This is a genomic window from Parcubacteria group bacterium, assembly GCA_016204045.1.
GTDB lineage: Bacteria > Patescibacteriota > Minisyncoccia > Phycocordibacterales > UBA2135 > JACQLQ01.
In genome coordinates, this window is record JACQLQ010000004.1 from 222,210 (window position 1) to 247,294 (window position 25,085).

At 46.9% G+C, this 25,085-nt stretch carries 22 protein-coding genes; 2 read left to right on the top strand and 20 right to left on the bottom strand.

What is annotated here, in order from left to right:
• Positions 1–13: 13 nt before the first annotated feature.
• Positions 14–1,351 carry a sugar transferase gene (locus HY455_03610; protein MBI4118594.1) on the bottom strand — a complete coding sequence of 446 codons (1,338 nt, stop codon included), beginning with the start codon at positions 1,349–1,351 and terminating at the stop codon, positions 14–16.
• Between the two features lie 55 nt (positions 1,352–1,406).
• Here HY455_03610 and HY455_03615 point away from each other — a divergent pair, with 55 nt between their 5' ends.
• Positions 1,407–2,570, top strand: coding sequence for a glycosyltransferase family 4 protein (locus HY455_03615; GenBank protein ID MBI4118595.1), 1,164 nt, complete (start codon positions 1,407–1,409; stop codon positions 2,568–2,570).
• Here HY455_03615 and HY455_03620 read toward each other — a convergent pair.
• The 11 genes from HY455_03620 to HY455_03670 all read right to left on the bottom strand — a co-directional run bounded on the left by HY455_03620 (position 2,567) and on the right by HY455_03670 (position 13,174).
• Positions 2,567–3,520 carry a hydroxyacid dehydrogenase gene (locus tag HY455_03620; GenBank protein MBI4118596.1) on the bottom strand — a complete coding sequence of 318 codons (954 nt, stop codon included), beginning with the start codon at positions 3,518–3,520 and terminating at the stop codon, positions 2,567–2,569. The two genes, HY455_03615 and HY455_03620, sit on opposite strands and share 4 nt — an antisense overlap.
• Before the next feature lie 61 nt (positions 3,521–3,581).
• Positions 3,582–4,532: a hypothetical protein gene (locus HY455_03625; protein MBI4118597.1), complete on the bottom strand. Its 951-nt coding sequence runs from the start codon at positions 4,530–4,532 to the stop codon at positions 3,582–3,584.
• A gap of 35 nt (positions 4,533–4,567) precedes the next feature.
• Positions 4,568–5,284: an acylneuraminate cytidylyltransferase family protein gene (locus tag HY455_03630; protein ID MBI4118598.1), complete on the bottom strand. Its 717-nt coding sequence runs from the start codon at positions 5,282–5,284 to the stop codon at positions 4,568–4,570.
• Between the two features lie 6 nt (positions 5,285–5,290).
• The gene (gene neuC, locus HY455_03635; protein ID MBI4118599.1) at positions 5,291–6,442 is read right to left on the bottom strand and encodes a UDP-N-acetylglucosamine 2-epimerase (hydrolyzing); all 1,152 of its coding nucleotides are present in this window, start codon (positions 6,440–6,442) and stop codon (positions 5,291–5,293) included.
• Complete coding sequence (locus HY455_03640; GenBank protein MBI4118600.1) at positions 6,435–7,547, bottom strand: N-acetylneuraminate synthase family protein; 1,113 nt, start codon at positions 7,545–7,547, stop codon at positions 6,435–6,437. The genes neuC (HY455_03635) and HY455_03640 overlap by 8 nt, the downstream gene beginning before the upstream one ends.
• A gap of 31 nt (positions 7,548–7,578) precedes the next feature.
• On the bottom strand, positions 7,579–8,580 hold the full coding sequence (locus tag HY455_03645) for an SDR family NAD(P)-dependent oxidoreductase (GenBank protein ID MBI4118601.1): 1,002 nt from the start codon (positions 8,578–8,580) through the stop codon (positions 7,579–7,581).
• 8 nt (positions 8,581–8,588) lie between these two features.
• On the bottom strand, positions 8,589–9,731 hold the full coding sequence (gene neuC / locus HY455_03650; GenBank protein ID MBI4118602.1) for a UDP-N-acetylglucosamine 2-epimerase (hydrolyzing): 1,143 nt from the start codon (positions 9,729–9,731) through the stop codon (positions 8,589–8,591).
• Between the two features lie 45 nt (positions 9,732–9,776).
• Entirely contained in the window at positions 9,777–10,817 is a 1,041-nt protein-coding gene (locus HY455_03655; protein MBI4118603.1) for an N-acetylneuraminate synthase family protein, read from the bottom strand.
• Positions 10,810–11,778, bottom strand: coding sequence for a 3-phosphoglycerate dehydrogenase (locus tag HY455_03660; protein ID MBI4118604.1), 969 nt, complete (start codon positions 11,776–11,778; stop codon positions 10,810–10,812). Before HY455_03660 ends, HY455_03655 begins: the two co-directional genes overlap by 8 nt.
• Positions 11,779–11,780: 2 nt before the next feature.
• A complete protein-coding gene (locus tag HY455_03665; GenBank protein ID MBI4118605.1) occupies positions 11,781–12,500 on the bottom strand; it encodes an acylneuraminate cytidylyltransferase family protein in 720 nt (239 codons plus the stop codon).
• On the bottom strand, positions 12,497–13,174 hold the full coding sequence (locus HY455_03670; protein ID MBI4118606.1) for an acylneuraminate cytidylyltransferase family protein: 678 nt from the start codon (positions 13,172–13,174) through the stop codon (positions 12,497–12,499). The genes HY455_03665 and HY455_03670 overlap by 4 nt, the downstream gene beginning before the upstream one ends.
• Before the next feature lie 120 nt (positions 13,175–13,294).
• Between HY455_03670 and HY455_03675 the strand changes: the two genes are divergently transcribed.
• Complete coding sequence (locus tag HY455_03675; protein MBI4118607.1) at positions 13,295–15,007, top strand: dihydroxy-acid dehydratase; 1,713 nt, start codon at positions 13,295–13,297, stop codon at positions 15,005–15,007.
• Between the two features lie 50 nt (positions 15,008–15,057).
• Here HY455_03675 and HY455_03680 read toward each other — a convergent pair whose 3' ends face one another.
• The 8 genes from HY455_03680 to HY455_03715 are packed head-to-tail and all read right to left on the bottom strand — an operon-like array spanning position 15,058 to position 25,078.
• Complete coding sequence (locus HY455_03680; GenBank protein ID MBI4118608.1) at positions 15,058–16,320, bottom strand: alcohol dehydrogenase catalytic domain-containing protein; 1,263 nt, start codon at positions 16,318–16,320, stop codon at positions 15,058–15,060.
• A 4-nt stretch (positions 16,321–16,324) separates the two neighbouring features.
• Positions 16,325–16,981, bottom strand: coding sequence for an acylneuraminate cytidylyltransferase family protein (locus HY455_03685; protein MBI4118609.1), 657 nt, complete (start codon positions 16,979–16,981; stop codon positions 16,325–16,327).
• A 20-nt stretch (positions 16,982–17,001) separates the two neighbouring features.
• Positions 17,002–18,237: a hypothetical protein gene (locus tag HY455_03690; protein ID MBI4118610.1), complete on the bottom strand. Its 1,236-nt coding sequence runs from the start codon at positions 18,235–18,237 to the stop codon at positions 17,002–17,004.
• A 24-nt stretch (positions 18,238–18,261) separates the two neighbouring features.
• A complete protein-coding gene (locus HY455_03695; GenBank protein MBI4118611.1) occupies positions 18,262–19,398 on the bottom strand; it encodes an exostosin family protein in 1,137 nt (378 codons plus the stop codon).
• A gap of 9 nt (positions 19,399–19,407) precedes the next feature.
• Entirely contained in the window at positions 19,408–20,940 is a 1,533-nt protein-coding gene (locus HY455_03700; protein MBI4118612.1) for a hypothetical protein, read from the bottom strand.
• A 5-nt stretch (positions 20,941–20,945) separates the two neighbouring features.
• A complete protein-coding gene (locus HY455_03705; GenBank protein MBI4118613.1) occupies positions 20,946–22,733 on the bottom strand; it encodes an ABC transporter ATP-binding protein in 1,788 nt (595 codons plus the stop codon).
• Positions 22,734–22,744: 11 nt separating this feature from the next.
• Positions 22,745–24,130, bottom strand: coding sequence for a CDP-glycerol glycerophosphotransferase family protein (locus tag HY455_03710; protein ID MBI4118614.1), 1,386 nt, complete (start codon positions 24,128–24,130; stop codon positions 22,745–22,747).
• Positions 24,131–25,078: a methyltransferase domain-containing protein gene (locus HY455_03715; GenBank protein ID MBI4118615.1), complete on the bottom strand. Its 948-nt coding sequence runs from the start codon at positions 25,076–25,078 to the stop codon at positions 24,131–24,133. It lies immediately after the preceding gene.
• Positions 25,079–25,085: the final 7 nt, after the last annotated feature.

Genomic DNA, 25,085 nt, shown 5'->3' on the forward strand with positions numbered 1-25,085 from the left:
TTATCTAGTGAGGCTATCTTCCGGTACGCGACAAAAGAGTTTTCACCGTTCGAAGCGCGATGACGATATCAAGAATAAATGATCGGTTCTTCACATAGAACAAGTCATACGAGAGCCGCACACGCATTTCAGGGATGGATTGCGGTTGCAGTTCTTGCTTCACCTGCGCCCACCCGGAAAGCCCAGGCTTTATGAGGTAGCGAGCATCGTAGTAGGGAACTTGCTTGCGCACCCGCTCGGCAATTCCCACTGCATCGGGTCTGGGCCCAATGAGCGAAAACTCTCCCTTGAGCACATTCCATAATTGCGGGAACTCATCGAGTCGAGTCTTTCGCAATATCCTTCCGGCGTATGTAGGAACATTCCCCGCCTCTCCAGGCCAAGCGGTCGCGTGATTCACGCGCAAACTCTGAAACTTGTAAACACGAATGACACGCCCCCCTTTGCCAACCCGCTCATGTACATAAAAAATGCTCCGCCCCTCGAGTGCTGCGGCAAGTGCCACCACAGGAAAAACAAGGACCGGTACGAGAAGAAGGACTGCGGCAATGACAAAGTCGAATACGCGTTTCAATATATCATACACCACTCGCGGTGAATGTGAAAAATTCTCAAGAAACCAGTTGTGTCGTACGAGGGGAAGGGGCACCCGGTCGAAAATTTCTTCATACACTTTTCCTAGATCAATGACGGAGACGCCGTTGAAAAACAGAGCATAGAGTTCGGGAACCGCTTCTTTGAAAATCGGATGATTCATGTCTATGATAACGAGAGTCGCATTCGTCCGCTCAAGAATCTTTCGTATTTTGTGACCAAAGTCTTCGCCGCTTAACGTGTCGGGGTCAACGTCTTTTGCAATCTTCAAACCATAACGATCGTTGTTGTTCACCGCATACGTCAGCTCATCCGCTTCTTTGCCCTTTCCAATGATGACCGCCTCTGTCATTTTGCCACTCCGCAAAAAGACACTCCCGTATAATCGCCATATGAGGAGAAGGGTGGACGATACTATGAGGTACAAAAAGAGATTCGCTTTCGGTGTAATACTGACAAAGGGTACGAGGTAGAAAAAAGCTGCCGCAAGAGCAACATTCACCACTTGGGCGCGCGCCAAAATCGCAAAGAGTCGTTTGCGAGAAAAAGCCGCTTCCTTATCGTAAAGCCCGGCCCCCGTGAAAATGGCTATCCACAACACAAAGAGAATAGAGAACGGGACGATGTGCTCTTCTATGTTGGAGCTCTTGAAGGAGGAAAAATAGCGGATTACAAGCGTCAAAACAAGGGCTACATACAACAAAACCACGTCTCCAAGGAGAAGCAGGATAGGTCGTAGATTTGATTTGACGGTCATTGTCCTATATAACATATAGGGTTTTGGATTAGTTATATAAAGGAAACCCCCATATATGCCTAAGGTAAAGATACTCTACGTCATCACGAAATCAAACTTTGGCGGTGCTCAACGCTATGTTTATGACCTTGCCACCTCCCTTAAGACGGGGGATTTTGACGTGGCGGTACTCCTTGGTGGGGATGGCTTACTCAAGCAAAAGTTAGAGCATGAAAATATACGGACGATCTCTTTGCCCTCACTACAGCGCGATATTAATATCGTGAAAGAAGTAAAAACATTCTTTGCGTTTTTAAAAATCCTTTACACAGAGCGTCCCGATATTGTCCATGTGAACAGCTCTAAGGCAGGCGGCTTGGGAGCATTTGCTGTTCGCTTTTACAACATGCTCGCGGTAAGTGGGTCAAAGACAAAAGTCATCTTTACTGCACACGGCTGGGCTTTTAACGAAGAACGTCCTTGGTTTCAGAAAAAGACGATTCTTTTCCTTCACTGGCTGACGATGCTACTCGCCCACGCGACCATTGCCGTATCAGAGGAAGCAAAAAGACAGGTGGACCACCTTCCTTTCATGAAAGAGAAGATTACCGTTATACCAAACGGCATAGGAGCATCTTCGCCACTCGACCGTGAGGGTGCGCGCCGAGCACTTGCGCGACGTGCAGAAGCCCTTACGGAGACCACTTCAGATACTATCTGGGTTGGAACCATCGCAGAACTCCATAAGACCAAGGGACTTGCCTATATGATTGAGGCGATGCGCCTTCTCTCTCAAAAGCCGATACCAATCAAATACGTGATTATTGGGGATGGGGAGGAACTGGGTACACTAAGCGCGCTCGCAAAAAAGCATGGCCTAGAAGACCGCGTCTTTTTGACTGGCTTTATTCCGGAAGCCGCTCTCTGTCTTTCGGCGTTTGATATCTTCGTACTACCATCACTTTCAGAGGCGCTCGGCTATGCCATCCTTGAGGCGGGTAATGCCGGGGCGGCAACAATCGCTTCCAACGTGGGTGGCATTCCCGAAATAATCGAAGACGGTAGAAATGGCATTCTCGTACCGACACGCTCCCCTGTTCATTTGGCAAATGCCGTAAGTACTCTTGCTGAAGATGCGGAAAAAAGAAAGCACTTCGGTGAAGCGCTCCGCGTGGCCGTGAGAGAACAATTCTCAAAAGACAACATGGTGAGAGCAACTGTTGCCCTCTATAAGAACTAGAGCGTTTCTACGAAGTTTTTGAGTTTCTCTGCGATAAACACGTCTGTCCTCTCTCGAGATTCAACGGTCATTCCACCGATGTGTGGAACAATGATGCAATTCTTATTGTTCTTAGCAAACTCGACAAGCGGGTGCTCATTGAAACCTTCTGTCTCAAAAGATTTTTCATCTGTGAGCACATCTGTGGCGTACCCCGCCATGCTTCCACGTTCAAGAGCCTGCACAAGAGCCGCCTCATCCACAATCGCCCCGCGCGAAGTATTGACCAGATACGCACCCTGCTTCATTTTTGCAAAGACGTCCGCATTAAACATGTTTTCTGTCTCAGGCGAGAGGTGCGCATGAACTGATATCACATCACTCTCTTTGAGGAGCTCATCAAAAGAGACCCTCTCACAACCATCCACTGAGCACACCGTCACATTCGGGTCCGCGTACAAGACGCGCATACCAAAAGCTTTGCCATAGCGCCCCATCCACGTACCAAGTCGCCCCATCCCCACAATGCCGAGTGTTTTTCCATACAGGTTACGTCCTCTAAAGTTTTCGCGATCCCATTGATAGTTTTTCACCTCTTCAAATGCATGCGGTGTCATGCGAAGGAGACTAATGAGAAGCCCCCATGCAAGTTCCGCGGTGCCAGTGATTGTATTCAAAAATTCATCCTCGCCACGAAGGGAGAGAACTTCGATCCCCCGCTCTCGTGCCATCTCCAGGTCGATGTGGTCGAGCCCAGTCGTTGCTGTCGCAATGACCCGGAGCTTTTTTGCACCAGCAAGCACCTCGCTGTCAAAAGTAAGCCCGAGACCAATAATGACTACGTCATATTCGCTAACAAGGCGAAGGAGTTCGCTTTGTGTCGGAGTCACATAGTCCACCTCACCAAATTTGGAGAGGATTTTTTTTGCGTCCTCCGTGTATACCTCACCAATGGTATTTAGAATATGCATACGTATGTACCTTATGATAACCCCTTCAGTCGCCCTTTGGTGACCCAGGAAAACGCCAATCCTAAGCGCGTAGCAACCCCTTGGCCTTCCCTACAAATACCTCCCACGTCGGCACATCAATCAGTACATACGCCGCCATAAATCCTGGGATACTTAGCAGTTTACCAAATGTTAGTGGCTCACCAAAAAAAGTGACGCCGACGATGACCATAGTCACCAATTGCCACGATGTCATAATGAGCGTTTTGAGCGAAAGGGTCGTCTTGCCCCCATCATAAGAGAGCAACTTGAAGGAGATCATCATGATTACATTCGTGCCCGAGATGAGGAAGATGAGAACAATTACCGGAAGGATGGATGATAAGGAAAGTATGGTACTTACCCCGACAAATGAGAGCCCAATCAAAGCAAAAAACATTGTGGATGCTCCTGCCCAAAAGTTATGTACAAACGGATGAGCAATCTGCGACATGCTCATTTTCCTTGTAATGATTTCGTTCGCCGTAATGGTGACCGGGATGATTGTGGCAATGAACACCCAGACCGGAGGTTCTGTAAACGATCCAAAACCTGGAAAATTAAACAACGCATAACCGGCAACGAGATACACACCCACACCCATCCACTGCCGGAGATTGAGGACGTTCTTAAAAAATATCCAGTCTGCCAACGCCTTAAGCACAATTCCCATAGTAAAAATGAAGCCGACAATTCCCAATGCCGCATCTTCGTATGAGAACGTGAGTACGCCAGCAACACCCGCAAGAAATCCAAAAAAACCAAACCAAAGCGAGCCGAGGATAAGCTTTCGGTCGGTAAGGAGAGGCTTACGCAAAAGCGTTGCCAGCAGTGCCCCGCCAAGCATTTGTACTGTCCCTACGACAAGCGAGCCGAGAAAGGGCAATTCAAACGACCCAGGCACCTTTGCCACCATGCCCACCATCTTCTGGAGCACGCTAGAAAAAGTCTTTGACAGACCTTCTCCAATAGCAAACCATTTCCATTTTTGCATAGTTGTTGTAACCCCAGCTTGATTCGTAAAAAAGATTATAGACCCTCGTCTTTTCGTCGTAGCCAAAACTCTGCCATCTCAAAATCAATTGGCCTGTTTATGTCTACAGAGCGTTCCTCAGGCATACAATATGCCCGCGAGATTTTTCCGAATAAATCGCCCTGCTGTATGTATTCTGTTTTTGTGAGATATACAGCGCAATTCCGTTTATACATCTTTGCTAAATCTTGCCTCCGTGAAGACTCTTTGCCTTCATCCTCAAAATACGGAGCGATAACACCATCCTCAACTTTTTTAACCTTCTTCGGTGCAAAATCATCAAGCTCCTTCATGCTCATGACAGAGTCGGCATTCGTATCTACAGCAAGTACGATTGCGTTATCTATATCCTCACTCGTCCGCAAGGGGGATGTGGGTTGAAGGATCATCACATAGTCATATACTTCCCCAAAATCACTGCGGAGTTTTTCTAGGGCGTGTTGGGTTACTTCCATAGCGGTCGATTTGTCTTGCGCTAATTCACTTGGACGCATGAACGGAATATCGGCTCCGTACTCACGAGAAACTGCTGCGATTTCTTCATCGTCTGTCGAAACAATGGAACGTGTTAGATACTTACTCTCTTTTGCAGCTTCAATGGTATACGCAATAAGGGGCTTTCCAAAAAGCTCTTTCACGTTCTTACGAGGAATCCCTTTGGACCCTCCCCGCGCAGTAATAAGACCTAGAATTTTTTTGTCCTTATACGTCATGTTTGCTTAATCAACAAAATGCTTCTGCACATAGAGTGGGACCGTGGCGAGTGTTTTGGCAATGTTTTTGCTCGTCCCTGGCCTATGATAGATGCCACTTGATTCGTATTTGCCCCTCGCAATTTGCTTGTCTATCGCCTTTTGGATCGAAGCCTTGCCATACCCAACATCAATGACGTTAGGGCCCCGCATGCGCCCGTGCTGCCTTGTCCCTATGTTCACAACAGGAATACCGAGGTATGAACACTCCTTGATGCCTGCTGAGGAATTGCCAATGAGACAGGTCGCCTTTGAAAGAAGCCCAACAAACTGATCCGCCGGCAGGTATTTAAGAAAGCGCATGTGTTCTGGTTTTTTCTTCTCACGCCAAACTCGGATCTGACTTGCAATAGCATCAGTCCCCGCATCGGCATTGGGCCAAAACCAAACCGTGGGAATGCCCAACTCATGAATAGCCTCGAGTAGTACGCGCGCATTACGACCGTTCTGCTCGTTACCCTCTGTCGTCACGGGGTGTGTCATAACAACAAGATACGGCTTCCTCATATCAACAATATCACCGACTCCTATCTTATTGACTAGGGCATTTGAAACGCGGAAGCGCTGCCCGGACAAATACTCAACTTCGGGACACCCAAAATTGAACACAAAGCTTGGATCCTCCCCCATTCTTATGACACGCTCCTTGGCAAGATCATTTGTCACAAAGTGAATATGCGCGAGTTTTGTGACTGCGTGGCGCACGGATTCATCTATAGTACCAGTGACATCACCTCCTTCAAGGTGTGCAACGGGGATATTCAAATAAGCGGAGGCAACTGCCGCAGAGAGCACTTCATATCGGTCTCCACGAATGACGACAATGTCGGGTTTCAAATTATCGAAGACGGTCGCGAACTCCGAAATGCCGATACCCGCCGTCTTTGCCATTGCGATTGAGTCCCCTCCCTCAAAGGAAAAGGTAAGCCGAGCATTGTGCGGAAAGCCATCTTTCTTCATAACGGAGAGCACCTCGCCGTATCTGTCTAATACAGCTGAACCTCCAACAACAATCTGTAAGTCAATGTCTGGCCTACGACGAAGCTCGCGGAGTATCATTTTACTCCTTGAGTAGTGAATATTTGACGTGATGACGAAACAGACTTTTCGTTTAGACATATAGTGAATCTTCTGTGATTGGGTCGTACTTCTTAAACGCCACCTTTGTGCGCTTTCCAACGACATCATAAAACCTCTTCGAAGGAAGGCCGCCGGCATGCATGAATGGGCGCATAGCAAAGACCGTCTCTTTCGTAATCACGGTACCTTCGGGAATATCCTGCCCCGCCATTAAGGCTTTGTTGAAATACGGGCGAAACATGTTTTTTGCGCCCTCCAGTTCTTTCTCTTTATCTCCATAATACGCCAAGTGGTCGACGTCCTTATACTCGCCGCTACGAATTATATCAACCATTGCTCGAAACTCTTCCGGGGTCATTGAGACTTTGTGATCTGACCCCCAAAGATCACGCGAGAGGGAAAAATGCTTTTCCACCACACGCGCACCGAGCTTCACGGCTGCAAGTGCAACGTCATATCCTAATGAATGGTCAGAAAAACCTATGATGACATCCGGATATTTCTCTTTCATGTATTCAATTGTTGAAAGGTTGAAGTATTCTTTTGGCGCGGGATACTGGCTTATACAATACAACACGGCGAGTTCAGAACCTTTCCCACGGATGTACTTCACAATGTCATCGAGCTCACCCAAAGAAACCATGCCGGTTGAGATAATAATCGGCTTGCCGGTCGAAATGAGGAAATCAAGCGTCGCATAATCTTCGACGTCTCCAGAACCGACTTTCCATAAGGGGACATTGAGCTCCTCCAATTTATGCGCGGCCTTTCGAGACATGGGAGTAGAGAAAAAAATAATCCCCCTCTCCTCACAGTGCTTTTGAAGTGGTTTCCAGAATGTTTCTAGAGGTGTCGCATTCATATTCCGCGTGATCCACCTTACACGGTCGCTTCCCTTGAAATGCGGCGAGACAACGGTGATGTGCTGTAAAAATTCATCCTCTAACTCGTGGGTCTGGAACTTAACAGCGTCCGCCCCCGAATTCACGGCGGCATCAACCAATGCTTTGGCGTTTTCCAAATATTCTTCTACAGTCCGATCATCCTCGCTTTGGATGAAATTTTTGCCGATTTCTGCAATAACAAAAACACCGTCGCTGTCGAGTGTCTTTGAAAGCCCTGGAAAAGTTGGGTTATGCGCCATAATTATTTTGAAGAAACACCAAGGATGTGTGCTAGATAATCTTTTTCTTCTTTAAGACTTCCCGAATTTCCTTTTTGCTCAAAGGGGGTAACGAGCCAGAGTTGTAGTCATATCCTTTTTTGTTTATTGGGATCTTGACTCCGTACTTCCTTAACGCAGGATTGTGCAAGACAAACATTCGCGCTTCCTCCTTCATGTGCCGCCCTTCATCTTCCGTCATCAACGGCTCATGGATTTTCTCACCAGGCCGTAAACCGATAACTTTATACTTCATCTTCTTTGGGTCTTTGCCATAGCGAGGTGCGAGTTCTTCTACCAAGACTTGGGCAAGGTCGATGATCCTGAGAGGTCTCATCTTTAAGATGAATATTTCTCCCCTCTCCGCACGTTCTGCGGCCTTGAGTACCAACCCCACAGCATCATCTATTCCCATGAAGAAACGGGTCATGTCTTTTGACGTGACAGTGATGGTGTCCCCCTCTTTTATCTGCTTCTCAAACACCGGAATGACAGACCCCGACGAGGCAAGAACATTACCAAAGCGCACGCAACAGAACTTTGTCTTCTGGGTGCTTATTGCCGCATTGGTGACGATTTTCTCACTCAAAAGCTTGGTGGCTCCCATGGTGCTTGTGGGATTCACGGCCTTGTCCGTCGAAATGCTTACGAATCGTTCGACTCCCGCTTCCTGTGCGCGATTGACCAAGTTTTGTGTTCCCAAAACATTCGTGCGCACCGCTTCGAACGGATTGTATTCGCAAAAAGGCACGTGCTTCATGGCAGCTGCGTGAAAGACAATATCGACGCCCGCCATAGCTTGCCGAACTCTCTCTACGTCGCATATGTCCCCCACCAGATTCCTTATCTTGGGAGATTTAACTTCTTGCTCTAGCTTGAAGTGGGCTGATTCGCTGCGCTCGAGAATGCGGATTGCTTTGGGGTCATAGGTCAGAAGCTGTTTAACGATCTGGGAGCCAATGGAGCCGCAACCGCCAGTAACAAGAATTACTTTGTTTTTGAAAATGTTTTTCATGTAGGTGTTTAATCGACAAACTTCTTTTTAATTAACGAGTCGTTGAGCGGTATCTCCTTTAGCACTTTTACTATCCTTGCTGCGCTCTTCCCATCACCATAGGGATTATCGCACGTTTGAACTTTTTCTAAAAAGGCCCTGTCGGTGAGCGCGCGGTTCACAGCTTCCCCAATCTCTCTCCTGTCATTAGCAACATCAATAACGTTTTCCGGCCTCATGCGTCCCTGTTGGCGGTTGCCGATGTTCACGACAGGAATACGAAATGTGGCGGCTTCGTGAATACCAGTCGAGGAGTTCCCGACAAGCACTCCAGCGCGTTTTAAAACGTTTGCAAAAACTTCATAAGAAAGCGTGCGGACACGGTGAATTGGTGTCCCTTCGATTGCCTGCACAATCGAGCGCCCGCCCGCATCGTTGTTTGGATACAGCAGGAGGGCCGGTACATCAAGCTCTTTCAGGGCTTGAATCGTTTCTTCAATCTGGCCTGAAACCTCTCCAGCTTCTGTGGTTACTGTGTGCTGAATAATTAAGATGAAGGGCTTGCTTGTGTCAAAACCACCAAGCTCTTGCTTAAGTTGATCTGACGCTATGTCGCGCGCAGAGAGGAGCGCATCAATAGAAGGACACCCGACAGGAAACACGTACTGCGGATCCTCGCCCATGCGAACAAGGCGATCCGCCGCATCTTTGTTGGCCGGAAAATGAAAGTGGGCAAATTTTGAAATCGCATGCCGCAGACTCTCATCGATGGAGCCAGAGACCTCTCCCCCCTGTACATGTCCCACGGGAATATTCATATGCGCGGCGGCAACTGCAACTCCAAAGTTTGCGCCGATGTCAAACCCTGCGAGGACCATATCAGGCTTCAAGCGTTCGAGCTCCTCTGCAATGCGTTCCATGAATCGGGCAGTCGCCTGTACCATGTGGCGCCCTGTGTCACCATGATCGTCTGCGAACATCGGGATCACCGAATCAATACGGAGTCCGTCCTTCTTTATGAGGTCAATTGACCTGCCATACTCTTCCAAAAGATGGATCCCGGTTACAATCAAATAATAATCCAAGTCTGGATCCTGGATTATCTTGTCTATAATGGGCTTAAACCTCGAGTAATCCGCCCGGCGTTCGGTCACAAAAAGGATTTTCCTCATGTCCCTTATTGTAACACCCGCGCAATATAAAAGGTTTTTGGGCCTCTAGAGGACATCTTTCCTTTTGATTTGGGCGTCTTTGGCTATAGACCTCGCCGCCCTTTTCCCCAAAATCTTCGAATAATCGACTGCCTTAAGTTCGCCGGTTCCCGGACGCTTCACCCAAATATTTTTTTTGGTGAACTTCTCTCCTTTTTTGATTGGAGCAATGGAGACCACAGATGCAAACGCAAAATCAATTGTTGGCTGCTCTTCCCTTAGGGGCCCCTTGTGATCTCCGCGTGATTCCCAGATTGCGCGGGACCCTTTGATGATTAGTGAGAGCTCTTGAGGGTCCATAGAAACCGCGATATCCTCCCCCTTCCATGCGCGGTCGGATGTAAAATGACGTTCAAGTATTGATGCACCGAGCGCAACGGCGCCAAGTGCCGCCCATGGACCCGCCGAGTGATTGGAAAAACCGATTACAGCGTCGGGAAATGTTTTTTCCATTTTAGTGATTGCCTGCAAATACACCCGATTCCACGGTGTTGGGTACAAGTTTGTGCAGTGGAGCAATGCGAACGGAACCTTGTGCTTTTTCAAAATGGCAACCGTCTTTTTGATCGAGGCAATATCATTCATGCCGGTCGAGACAATCATAGGTTTACCAAAGCGTGCGACATGTTCGACAAGTGGGTAGTTATTGCATTCCCCCGAGCCGATCTTGAACGCTTTGACTCCCATTCTCTCTAGCCGGTCTGCTGCGGCCCTTGAAAACGGGGTGGAAAGAAAAATCATGCCAAGTTTTTCCGTGTACTTTTTGAGTTCCCGCTCCTGCTCCTCCGAAAGGGCGCACCGCGCCATGATTTCCCAAATGGAGATTTTCGCGTTTGCCGGTATAGTTTTGCGCGCTTCCGACTCAAGCATTTCATCTTCGAGCACATGACCTTGGAACTTCACACACTCCGCGCCCGCCTTCTTTGCGTCATGGATCATCCGCTTTGCTTTTGCCAAACTCCCGTTATGATTAATCCCAATTTCGGCAATGACAAATGGCGGGTGGTTTGAACCAATCTTTCTTTTTCCGATTTTAATTTCAGGCATGATTTCTTTTCTTTTTTAGTATTTTTTTTAATTTTTCTACCACAAATTCGTCTGTCCTCTCTCTCGACTCGCGAGTGACCCCGCCAATATGCGGGACGATAATGACATTCGAATGTTTCTTGGCGTATTCAAGAAGTGGGTATCCTCGCAGACGTACACCAACCTCGAATTCATCAGCGAGCACATCGGTGGCATATCCAGCCACACGTTTCCCCTTCAGGGCATGGAGGAGAGCTTTTTCATCGACAATCCGCCCACGAGCAGTATTTACAATATATACTCCCTTCTTCATCTTTTTAAAAGCATCTGCGTTCAACATATTCTCTGTCTCTTTATTCAGGTGTGCATGCAGAGAGATAACATCGCTTGCTTTAAGCAATTCGCTCAAAGAAACCTTCTTAGAGCCTGGAACGATACTTTTCTTGGTATGCGGGTCGTAAAAGATAACATCCATTCCAAGCGATCTTCCGTACTTCGCCATCCATGTCCCCAAGCGCCCCATCCCAATAATGCCGATAGTCTTCCCATAAAGATTGGTTCCTCGGAAAAGCTCTCGTTTCCATTTGTACTCCTTAACCGAGCCAAAAGCCCAAGGCAAAAAGCGCACAATCGAAATCATAAGGCCTAGCGCAAGTTCCGCCGTGCCTGTAATCGTATTCAAAAACTTCGTTTCCCCCCAGAGACTCACGACTGCGATTCCTTGTGACTCGGCGTATTCAACATCGATGTTCTCGAGCGTATTTGCCGGAACTACAATTATCTTGAGTCTGGAAGCTTTGTCTATCGCTTCTTTGTTCACGATTGGTTGTATGCCGACGACGATGATGTCATATCGAGGAACAATTCTAAGGAACTCATCTTGTGTGACGTGTTTGTAGTCGACATTGCCAAGCGTGTCCAATACTTCTTTCGCCTTTGGGGCAAACGTAGACCCCAATGTGTTGAGAATTTTATATGTCATGTCTACATCTTAAATCTCTTTAAGTATTCCTCCGCTAATATGAGGTCCTCTTTCTTATCAATATCAATGAAACGATCGCTCTCCAGAACATATGGGAGGATCTTGTCACCAAAAAAGTTACCTTTTTTCATAATGGTGTCGTATTTCACCAGGAAGATTGCGCCATTTTGCCAATATACTTTTTGAGTTTTCTGCCGTGGACCAGTGTGCAAAGACTGCCCTTTCACATCAATGAGTGGCGATAAATATCCGCCCTCACCAATTGTCCATGACTTGAACGGATTTTGAAAGGGTTCGATAACAGAGCGCAAAGAGTCTGCTTCTGGATCATTTTGCAAAGCCACAATAGCCCTATCAACCTCCTCTGCCGTCCTGAAGGGGCATGGTGGTTCAAGCCACACAACTATATCTGGTGTGACCCCCTCTTTATCACGAAGAAACTCGAGTGCGTGCTTCAAGACAGGGGCGGGCAGCGTATCATCTTGCGCTAACTCCGCTGGACGTATAAAGGGAACCTCTGCGCCGTATTCCCGAGCCACGGCGGCTATCTTCTCATCATCAGTGGTTACAATGATGCGGCTGATAAGTTTACTTCTCTTTGCCGTCTCGATTGAATAAGCAATGAGGGGCTTGCCTCCAAGGGGTATAATATTTTTCCCAGGGATTCCCTTAGATCCGCCGCGTGCCGGGATAATAGCGACGATGTTCGATTCTTTTTTCATACTATCTTTTTAAACAACCGCTCTGCGACAATAAAATCTATTGGGACATCTATGTCGAGCGACGCATAACGATCCATTTCGTAAAACCCGATCGCATCTCCACGAATTCTCCCCTCTTTGATTAACGACGTTTTGGAAATATAGAGCGCGCCGTTTTCTATGACCAAGGGTTCCCTCTTGTCGCGGTTCTGAACTTTTGAGAAAACAGGAACAAGTCTGTTTCCTTCGACAATTTTATGTTGGCCGTTTCTGATAATTTCAACACTCACCAGAGAATCAAAATCACCATTCAAAAATGTTCCTACCCCCTCATCTATATGCTCCGTCGTCCGAAGTGGCGAGGTTGGCTGCAATAAGAGAACAGCATCTGGAGTATAGGATTCTTTTTCAAGAGAGAGAACAGCATGAGCCAATACAGGATCCATTGGGGTTGCGTCTTCGGAAAGTTCTGCCGGGCGCATAATGACCTCTGCCCCATACTTTCTCGCAACCTCCGCTATCTCCTTATCATCAGTCGAGACAGCGACACGGTCCACAAAAAGCGAAGCAAGTGCTGCCTCGATGGACCATGCAATGAGGGGCTTGCCTCCAAGAAGTTTTATGTTTTTCCTGGGAATCCCCTTAGACCCACCGCGAGCGGGAATTACAGCGAGGATCTTCAATGACTTTGCCATTGTCTGATTATAACGCATTCAGCAAAACATCGGTTACTTTGTTTTGTAAAGAAACTAGACAACCCGCTAAAGAAGTTGTATAAGTAGACCAGTCTGTACGTGGTTAGAAAGAGGTGTGATATGCGTTTGCGCAGTAGGAACTGGTTCGGAGCTCCAGGAGTCAACGGATTCTTGGGCAGGGGCTGGATGAAGGGCCAGGGTTGGCCCGATGATGTATTTGAGGGAAAGCCGGTCATTGGCATTTGCAACACGTGGTCGGAGCTGACTCCTTGCAACGGCCATTTCCGTGAACTCGCCGAAAAAGTAAAGATCGGCGTGTGGGAAGCGGGTGGATTCCCGCTCGAATTCCCTGTTATGTCGCTCGGCGAAACTACTATGCGCCCGACAGCAATGCTTTTCCGGAATCTTGCCGCAATGAGCGTTGAGGAGACGATCCGCGCAAACCCAATGGATGGAGTAGTGCTCCTTATGGGATGCGACAAAACTACTCCGTCACTTCTTATGGGGGCGGCGTCAGTTAATTTGCCGACTATCGGACTTTCGGGTGGGCCTATGCTTTCCGGAAAGTTCCGCGGGAAAAACATCGGGTCTGGCACGGGTGTGTGGCAGATGTCTGAAGATGTGCGCGCTGGAAAGCTTTCGCACCAAGATTTCAGAGCAGCGGAAGGATGCATGAATCGTTCCAAGGGCCACTGCATGACCATGGGAACGGCTTCCACTATGGCGTGTATGGTTGAAGCGCTCGGCATGTCTTTGCCGGATAACGCAGCCATCCCCGCGGTAGATGCACGACGTTACCGGCTCGCGCACCTTACGGGGCGGAGAATCGTCGAAATGGTGAATGAGGACCTTCGTATGTCCCAAGTCCTCTCGCGTGAAGCATTTGAAAACGCCATTTGTGTGAACGCCGCGATCGGTGGCTCCACAAACGCTGTAATCCACCTCATTGCCCTTGCACGACGCATTGGCATCGAACTCACGCTTAAGGATTGGGATAATATTGGGTCACGCCTCCCCTGTCTTGTTGATCTCGAGCCATCCGGCAAGTATTTGATGGAAGACTTCTTTTATGCTGGCGGGCTTCCTGTCGTATTGCGTGAACTCGCCGAAGCTGGGGTCCTCCGCAAGAACGCAATGACCGTAACCGGAACATCCATTGGAGACAATGCGGCACATGCTGAATGCTGGGACAGAGATGTTATTCGCACCTTTGACAAACCCTTAAAGGAAAAGTCAGGAATTGCAGTATTGTATGGCAACTTGGCACCCGATGGCGCGGTCATCAAGCCATCTGCGGCAAGCCCAGAGCTTCTGCACCACCGTGGACGCGCTGTCGTCTTCGAGACGATCGAGGACTTTAACGCAGGTATCGATGATCCAAATCTTGACGTCGATAAGACCTGCATACTTGTTCTCAAGAACTGTGGCCCCAAGGGTTATCCGGGCATGCCAGAGGTTGGTAATATGCGCCTTCCGCCGAAACTCTTGAAACAAGGCATTAGGGACATGGTCCGTATTTCTGATGCGCGCATGAGCGGTACAGCCTATGGCACTGTTGTTCTTCACATCTCGCCCGAAGCTGCCGTTGGCGGAACGCTCGCTCTCGTGGAAAACGGCGACATGATTACCCTTAATGTTCCAAACCGCACGCTTACTCTTGAGGTGTCTGAAAAGACCTTGGCGGCACGCCGAGAAGCATGGAAAGCTCCTTCGCTTCCCGAACGCGGACATGAGCGATTGTATGCAGAACGTGTCGAACAAGCCCACCTTGGTGCTGACTTTGACTTCTTAAAAGGTTCGAGTGGTTCGCACGTCTCTCGAGACGCGCATTAACCACAACTCCGTGTATTGCGATGCAACACACGGAGTTTTTATTTGTGGTTTTAGAGATTAACCTTCCCTACAACGCTGTAAAAAGTGGTTCCCTCCATTTGCTTTTTGTATTCTCCGCCCCCTGTTTCAACAATGTGCACCAATTCCTTATGTAGGCCGCCCTTAATTTCTTTAACAAATGATTCGTATTTTTTAAGGTGGCGTGCAAGGAATGCTACTGCGTATGGAAAATTATTCTGGGGCGAAAGCCCGTTTAAGAACCTCTTCGCCCCCAGCAAAAGTTCGGGGTGACCGGCATCAATGCCGCTTATTCCAGTATGGGAAGTCGTACAAAATGCTCCGCCTTTAGCGAGACTTTCGTGCATGAGTTTCATAATCGTCTCCCCCGAAAGCGTATTGTGACCGGCTGCGTCAACGATAAAATCAAATAGAACACCCTCGCCAAACTGGGATTCTAGATTTTCTTTTGAGTACGGATTTTCTAGATCCTTGGGGACAAGATACCTCTTCTCTTCAGGAATGGCGAACAAATCGCCCACATTGCAGAGATTCTCTTCATCAATATCTGCTAAGTAGACTTCCAGGTTTGGTAGCAGATCATTCGCAACTGCGACATGCCATGCGCCGATTCTTCCTGCCCCGACAATAAGCATTTTGGGGTTATCAAAGCCGCGTAATTGTTTGAACGTTGTGACTCCCATGGTGTCGCACGACGTCTTGGCGCACGCGACAGCATCTGTTTGGGAAAAGACCGCAAGTTGATTTATATTCTCAAAACGCTTTACGGGGACACTGTATATATTAGACGCGGGAGCTATAACGAACCCGTTTGTGTACGCCCCAGGAAGATGCTCCCTCCCCGTTTGCTCCCTAACCCAAGAGGCGCCCGGCGAGGAGCCAATGCCGAGGAAGGTTGCGCCCTTTCTACAATACAGCGGAGGATCGCCACGTAGACAACTGGTACATTCTCCGCACCCAACATTAATATCAACCACCACAGTATCACCCATAGAAATGCCTCGCTCCGAGAGCTTTTGGCGGGCATCCGGATTGGCCTCGACAACTCTTCCCACGAACTCGTGGCCTGCTACTGCAGGGTTTTTAGGATCGTCGAATGAGCGAGTGCTGCCTGGGGGAAAGTCCCTACTCCCACCCGCCTGATCTGTTGGGCACAACCCCACAACAAGGGGCTCAACACGCACCCCCCAGCGACCATTTCGACTCTTGGTGCTGTACTCAAAAACATCACTCGGGGCAATGACGTCCTCGAGCTTTGCTCTTCCTGGTTTATGAAATACGATTGATTCGGCCATATATTTATGCAGCAAACTTTTTTCGGTAGAGCTGTTCCGCAATCTCAAAATCAAACGGCGTATCTATATCAAGTGCCTCTTCTTCCGTAAGCTCATATAAGAAGGGGTTCGCACCAACTGGGTTTTTGCGTTCTACCATTAACTCCCGTGCGATGACTGGAGCACCCCAGTGCAACGCAACAATGTCAGGAAGATCCTGGCTTCTCGGGAAATGCATTGGGTCAAAGTTCAGAGGTTTATTTTCTTTATATAAGAACTGCCTTACTCGGGAAACGGGCGCGACCGAATCATGAGCACCCTCGATGTACTTTGCAACAATCTTGCCTATGGTCTCCGTCCCTAAAAGTGGGTAGGTTACCGCGCAATATACAATAACATCACCAGGAAAATGCTCTGCCATGTCTTGAAAAACATCTGTCATAGACACGGTGTTAGTTGCGAACTTCTGGTCTCTCTTCACAAGCTCCACACGTTCATACTGTGAAGCGATCTTCAACATTTCGTCATCATTAGAATTGACGACGATCCCATCCAAAAGTGGCACTTTGAGGAGCTGCTGGATTTTGATATCCAACAGCGTAGCATCCGCAAATGGACGAATATTTTTATTGGGAACTCGTGTAGACCCTGAACGAACGGGTATGAGCGCTTTGATTTTCATTGATAATATAAACCCACACCTTAACCGATAAGTTTCACTATTTTGTCGACCGAACTGACGTCGAGATGGGAATTATCGTAATATTTTTGCATTTCCCCTCTTTTAAAATTCATTAGCGCTTCTTTAAGAGCACTCTCTGTCTTAATGATGCGGTCGATATTGAAATGCTCCCCCGTCTTATCGAGGGCCGAGAACTCCGACAAGTTAACAAAGATTGCCGGAATGCCACTCGCTAATACCATGTTATTAACGCTTGTGGAGGGCTCTCCTACATATATATCGGAAAGACAGATAAGTTCATCTGTTCTTGCCTCCTCCCCGAAAGATAATTGTACACCTAATGCCTCATAGGGTTTATAAATTTCTTCCATGCTGTTCTCCGTAGGATGCATCCTCAATACAATATCGGCCGTATTCTCTGGAAAAACATCCCGTATCGTTTTGAACAGGTAGTAATAATGCTCGACATGTTCCTCGACGGTCATCTTGTATTCTTTCGGTGGCGACAGGTAGAAGCGGTATAAAATGACTACAATCTTTTTTTTGTTTTCTTTGAGACCATACTTCTCTAGCAACCGCTTTTTAAATATCGGATCAGAATCAATCTTTTGTTTTAATTCTCGTATAAGCTGAAAATCGGGGGACCCAACGACATGTATGGTGTCCGGAGCATACCCTCTGTGTAGATATAAATCCGCTTTTGCCTTAGTAAAAACAATTATCTTTTTAGGCACCCCGGGCGTAAATCCGTATCTTGGTTCCTTGTGGAAAAGATCGAGCAAACCAGAAACCATTTGTACCGTGAAAAAATATAACCTCTTAAGGATACGCTTCGGGGCCGGGAAGCGCTCTACGAAACTTGCGTCCGATGACCATTGGAGCACAATGGTCTCTATGCCTAGCTTATTCGCTTCTTTGTATATCGTATCGAAAGCATACCCTGATTTGTGGGCAATGATTTTTTGAGGTTTAACCCTCTTCAAGAATTCCCTACATGCATGAGCGTGAACATATCGTTCCCTAAGGGGGGTTACAAACGGTATATGCTTCTTTCTTGGGTCAGGTAGTCCTTCTTCAAGAATATGGAATGCATGGTTCTTGTGCTCCGCGTATGAGATCATCTCTTTTCGACGAGCGCTGTCTCTGCCTATGAAGAGAAAGCCAATAGTATAGCTACCGCTAAGATGCGGAATAAAACGCTCAAAGTATTTGAGCGGGGCTATATAGGGAGGTATGAAAAGGATTTTTTCTTTCATGGACATGTCTCTCTAGCACTACAACTATTTTAACTGCCCCTCTTTCAATTCGAAAAGCACCGTCTTCAAAAATGCACCGGGGCGCAAAGACAAAAAGGCATCACGCGCCATCTTTTGCCTCTTCTTGTACTCCTCGTCACTCAACGAGTTATAAAAGTTTACGATCGTAGACTCAAGGTCCTTCATGCGACTATGATCAACGGACAGAACAAACTTGCTGTAATCGATATGCTTAGCAAGTGGGAATACATAATCAGTATCGACAAGGACGGGCATGCGCCCGAGTGATAGTGCCTCAAAAAATCTTGTGGATGTATTCCCCATCCCCTTCGGGGCAAGCACGAAATCAGATTCTAAAATACTCTGTACGTACGACTGCTCAACGTCTTTGGCGTTTATCACATCTCTCCCGTCGCGACCCCCTTTAGAAAAGAAAGATTTTCTCATAAAAAAATCTGTTTTGAGAAGAGAGGACTTTGCCAACGTTTCAATAGCTTTCCTCCTAAAATAAATGCCTGGCTTGTGCAGATCAGCGTGTTTGTCAAAAAAAAGATGTTTTTTTAGGTCGGAAAAAAGTACCCTACAGGCATAGGTACATTTGCGATAGAGACTGGGGAAATCAGCCCAACCATAAAAGCTGACCGTCGGTTTCTCTCGCTTGTGTCTGAGAATAAGGTTTTCCCAGGTTTTCCTTCTATACTCTTCGAGTCCGCTTGTTTTAAAAATTGGCAAATAGGGTGGCGCAATTATTTCATTCTCTCTTTTCTTGTACTTATACTGGGAATACCTGATCACGAAAGAGTGCGGAACATCAATATGCCCATCTGAATCACCCATTGCAAAAACGAGTATCTTCTTGCCGTGTGTTTTGGCAAGAGTAACAAATTCGGAAACAAGTTGGAGATTACCTGTTTTCTCTAAAAAATTATAATCGTGTGGCAAAAGAAGAAAGTCGGCTTCTTGTGGGTCAGAGGTACTACGCAAAAAATCAAGCGGGACGTCACCACTTGCCCCTTGGAAAAGATTCCAAAGACTGTTTTTGACATCTTTTTTCTGTAGAAAGCTCTCTAAAAAAAATGGAACCGGAACATCATTCAAGACGGCTCCTGTATAGAGCGCGACAGAGTCTTTGTCTTTACCTTCTTGTCCGGGGGTGTACATGCGGGGGTCTTATGACTGAAATCCAGAATGTAATTCATTGTAATAACCTTCGGTAACAATACGGATGTTCTCTTCATCGCTTATCTCTCTTCCTTTATTTATACCCCGGCGGTAATGACCAACGACGCTTATTTTTTCGAGTGCCGCCAGAAAATCGATAATTCCTTGCTCGTTGGGGATAAAACCATGAGCGATCTTTTTAAATGCCTCTCTGCAATCAGAGACATTAGAGACTCGAAACACTTCGTCGTAATGCATAAACCATGTATAGCCGAACAAGAGCAGTGGCTTTTGGCGCAAAATCGCCTCGAGACCTGCTGTGCTCGTCACTGTCGCAACGGCCTCCGACTTCTGTATCAGATCAAATGTTGATGTTTCGACAGGGAGAAACACCACATTAGGAAGTTTTAAGATTTCTTGATAATACCCTTCGTATCTCCCGAGATGCGCGCGGGTGAGCTTCCACTGGGCATTATATTCTTTTACATAGATAACCCAATCCCGCGGAAGTGCTTTCGACAACATCTCTATCATCAAGATTTGATCGACAAAAACACCACCCTCCGAGCTTGTCGAGCGTTCGGGTTGAAAATGAAGTGGCACATAAACAAATTTCTTTGAAAAATCTGGGGGCATCACTAAAGACTCGTACTCTCTTTGAAACGCCCTTCTTTTTCGAGCCCATTTGAGAAATTGTATTTTTAATCCGAGACCTGTATAGGAGAGTCCATCAATGCTCAAAAGCACCCTCCTCCTAAAAAGCACCCACAAGTAACCCGCTGTGGTCTTGAAGAAGGTGAGGTGCTCAATGTTTCTCACGACAGATCCGAGACTCGGGAAAAAACGCATTGCCTGTTCAATTCTGTCGTAACTGTTGTTGCGTATATAGACGGGGCGGGGGTCAAGTTTGAGACTTCGCTGGCTTTTGTAGCACTCTTGGAAATCGGGACCGAGATCATGAAGTGAGAACTTCTTTTTCTTGACATCTCCGTACGCAGACACTAGCTTTGAATAATTCATGAAATCATCGTAGAAGATAAGCCGATCAGTGACGCCTCGGAGTGGCGATTGCATGATGGTTTTTATGTTCATCTTCTTGGCAAGACAATACAGCACATATGCATGCGCCAGGTGAGGAATATCGTGAAAGAGAACCGCGTCCGGTTTGTAGTGTCGTAACACTCCGCTCCAGTACGAGAGGTACTCGTAATAGAGGTGCTTCTTCCTCGCCAAGGGAATGCCTGTATAGTCGATGCTGTTCATCATAATCAAAACCTGTGATTCGCACGGAAGCATCTCCTCGATTAATTCTTTACTCGGAGGTTCAAAAAGTTCAGTAGAAACTCCTGACGCTGGAACTCCACGTACAGCATCAAACGTAGTGTGAAAAATAGTGTTTGGAAACGCATCTCTGTCCTCGCAGGCCTTAGCGAAGTAGGGCTTCTCCCCCACCCAATAGACAATATCCAAACCTCGCCCTTTAAGTTCGTAGGCGCTTTTTACTAGCTGTTCAGTAATGAAGTCGATTAGAAAAATTTTCATATATCTCATTCTCGTATGTTGTACATTTTGTAGAAATACGCCTGCTCATTGGCCAACAAATCTTTTGGCTTTCCCTTTTCGATGATCTCTCCGCGATCAAGAACAAGGAGTTCGTCGCAATTCATCACTGTTCCAAGCCGGTGCGCAATGACTAAAACTGTTATTTTGCCCTTAAGGTTCTCAATGACTTCTTGGATCTTTTTCTCCGATTCATTATCCAGAGCGCTTGTCGCCTCGTCCAAGATCAAAAAGCGGGGGTTCCGAGCAAGTACGCGTGCGATAACAATTCTTTGCCGTTGGCCAGCAGAAAACTGAACTCCACGTTCACCCACTATCGAATCAAAACCATTAGGCAAGGATGTGATTGTATCTTGGATGTTTGCTTGCTTCGCCGCCTCTTGAATCTTCGCATCGGTTATCGCGTCATCAAAAAAACGTATATTGTTCGCAACTGTATCGTTTATGAGATGCAGATCTTGAGAGACATATCCTACTTTTTTCCTAAACTCGTGTAAGTCAATCTCGGAAATTGAAATACCGTCTACAAGAATATCTCCTGAATTGGGCTTAAAGAGGCGGAGCACAAGATCAACAATTGTGGTCTTGCCGGCACCAGAGGGACCGATGAGCCCGATAAATGAACCCTTCGCGATCTGGAAGGAAATGTTTGAAAGAACATTCTTGTCCGCTTTATAACCAAAAGAGATGTTGTTGAAAGAAAATGTTTTCTCAAAGCGAAACGGCTTACTGCCTTCATCCTGTTCTTGGTTTTGGACTACATGTTCTTGATACGAAAGCACATTCTCAAGGTACGGGAGCATGCCAAAGATGGTCTGGGTATGGGTCTGGAATCCATGCACCTGAGTGAAGATTCTCTGTATCAGATACACAATTGCTATAAAAGCGGGGAGACTAAACGTACTCGTCTTATAGGAAACAGCAAAGAGTACTAGGACAAAGACCACACCGAACGGCTGGAAAAAAGACCCAAAAGCATTACTCAAAAGAGAGCGCCTAATCTGTAAAAGGCGCAATGCTTCAAAATTCGATTCTCCCACGAGAGAGACGGGGCTCGTTACAGACATCGCTTTGATCGTCTTCATGCCAAGCACATTCTCATTAACAAAGTGCGCTATGTCACGCCCCCTTGAGGCAACTTCTCGAGTTATCTTGCGTATCTTGTTGATAAGCGGCTGGAATACAATCATGACGACAATGCCTGTGGCCAGGGCAATCGAAGTAGTTTGAATGGATATATTGAATGCAATTGCGAGGAAAACAAGTAAGCTCGTCAGAATAAGCACGAGGGAGCTCACTGTCTCCAAAAGACGCATCACGTATCTCACCTCAACTGAAAGTATCTTTTCCAAGTGACCGATTTTTTGGTTGAGCAAGTACCCCCATGTCGAGCGAAGGGACTTTTCAAAAAGTTCTGTGCGGACTCTTTTTTCATACCCATACGCTATCTTGTATTGTATGTACGAACCAATAAATAAGACCATTGCCTTTAAGATAAAAAGCGCGGCAATGAAAAAGAGCAGATACGTTAATGTGAAATCGACTCCGACAAAACCAAAGACACGCTCAATTGACCTTGAGACAAAATCTTCCCCACCTGCCCCATCTCCAGTAATAAAAGAGAAGAGGGGTATCAAAGCGTTCGCCCCCACACCCTCAAGGAGGCCGCTTAAAAAACCGACTAGTGTCAGGACCGCAATCTGTTTTTTGTAGGGCCCAAACCCTCGCTTGAGCAGACTGATGTTGTGTAAGAAACTTTTAAAAAGTTTTTTCATAATGACACGTGTTATGCGCGGGCGTCACCTACTATTTTTCGTATAACATCAATGATTCTGTCTGAGGATTTGCCATCAACCTTAAAACAGAGCTGTTCGAGCAGCCTCTTTCTTTCCTCTCTTTTTCGCGCAGGGTCAAGGAGGTAGAGGTTCAGACTTTCCTTAAGAGCCTCTTCTGATTTCACTACGTCAACACCCCCGGCGGCCATGACCCATCGGTAATGATCTGAATCGTACCAAATGCTTGAGATATCTTCCCCTGTTTTCGGATGAAGGAGGATCTTGAACGCCACATTAATCAGGGGTTTATCAAAACAAACCCCGTCTAACGTAAGTGTTGAAGCAACCGCGACCAGCGCATCACAGTGGTGAAGCAAATTGGTGAATTTCTTCGTTTCAGAAACATTAGGATCCCATGGCTTCAGAAAATCCGACGTTGTAAAATTGTCGTCTACTATCACGTTCGAACCCTTGAACTCATCGAACCTACCACGATCTTTCTCTGAAAAGTGGGGTCGGATTATTAATGCACATTTTTCCCCAAGCATGTCGTTCTTTACCCAGTGAGAAAGCAAGGAGACGATATGCTGATCGTCGCCTGACCACGCCCCTTCTGAACCATAAAAGATAATCTTCCTCTCTGGATCGACGCCATAGGAATGGCAGAACTCATCACGACTCACTAGTATCTCTGGCCTTCGATACCAATCAAACTGCGGGAAACCGGAAACGGAGATTTGAGCAGGATCAATTCTCTGGACACGAGCAACCTCTCTCTTCATGATCTCGTTTTGCACGACCAGATGGTCGGGGACGAACCGATACAGTTGCATGGTCACATTGTCCCAGCTTTTAGGCATAGACACTGTCGGGACTCCTCGCCGCTCCGCTTCCTTCATCATACTTATATCGAGTTTCCCCATTACCGATGTGGAAAAAACTAAATCCGGTTTGTGGGTATCAAAATACTTACCGTACGCAGAAGCTGGAAATACTTTTTTTTCCAAAAAACGGGTGACTGTTTTCAGAAAATGGAACTTACTCAATGTCCCGTAGAAGAAAAGGTCAAAATACTTCCAGTACTGAGCCTTTTGCAGCCGCTTAAGATTAATTTGGCTATACACCCACGATGACCCACTGTAGACCAAAAAACTTGTCTGCCACGAGAAAAAGGAATACCCCCGAATGTGGATATCTGGAGCCCCCTCAAGAATGACGTGTTCATCTTCAAATTCTTTACGAAGATAATCGGCGACTTCTCCGTTCTGGGACGGAAAGAAAATAACAATCTTGTATCCCGCCTTCTTAAGGCCGTCGAGGACGCCACTGCGCAAAATACCGCGGGCAAGAAACCCACGTGTAATAACAATGAAAATGGTTTTGAGCTTCTTTGCCATTTATTTTTTTTGCAAGACAACAAAAATATACCCCCCTTCTTTCAAATCTTTTTCTGTCTCTTGATCGTAGACCGGCTTCAATATCTCGTAGAGAATATCCACCCATTTTTCTTTGTATTTTTTTCTTTCCTCAGCACTGAAAGAGTTTGCCATATCGATCAAGACCGGTGAAAGCGGGCGGAGACCAATGTCCCACATGGTGAGGAAGAGCTTCGAATAGCAATATTGGTGGTGGACAAGCTTAAAGTTGTACTGCGTGGCCATCTCCTGCAATTCTTTGAGATCAGTCTGCCACAAATGCGACTCTATCCTGTTGCGATTGAGTTTCCTCAAGGTCTGTTCGTATCCGGGATAATTTTCGGGATGATATGAAATACAAAACTTTGTGAAATTCTTCGTCTGTAAAAACAAAAACGCCTTGCCGTCCTTCTTTAAAATGCGATGGAGCTCACGAAAAGAGTGATGCTTGTCAGAAAGCCAGTACAAGACGTTTGAAATGACGGATCCGAGCGACTCCGACTCAATGGGCCATGCCTTGTTTCCATCTGCGGTGATGAGTTTCTCATACACTCCAAGAAACTCGGCTTGCTTAAGCAGGTTCTCTTTGTGGTCGAGGGCAAAATCAATAACTTGGTCGGGCTTCTTTATAATGTACTCCGGCTTCCCTGGGTTAGAAAACGAGTCGTAAATATCAACTCCCTGGTGAAAGGCGTCGAGACTACCGGCGTTGGTGAAAAAATCGTATTCGGGCGAGATTACGCCACCCATAGACACAAAACTCAAAAGCCCGTTCCCCGCCCCAAAATCAAGTGACGGGGATGTGAGCTTGTGCGGACCTTTTTGATACGCACTGTCCTGATACGCACACCACAATGCGTTTTCAGGCCGTAGCCAAAAAACTTCTAGGAATTTTCTAAGCATGTCTTTTTCTTTAATATCTTTTTTCATGGTGTTT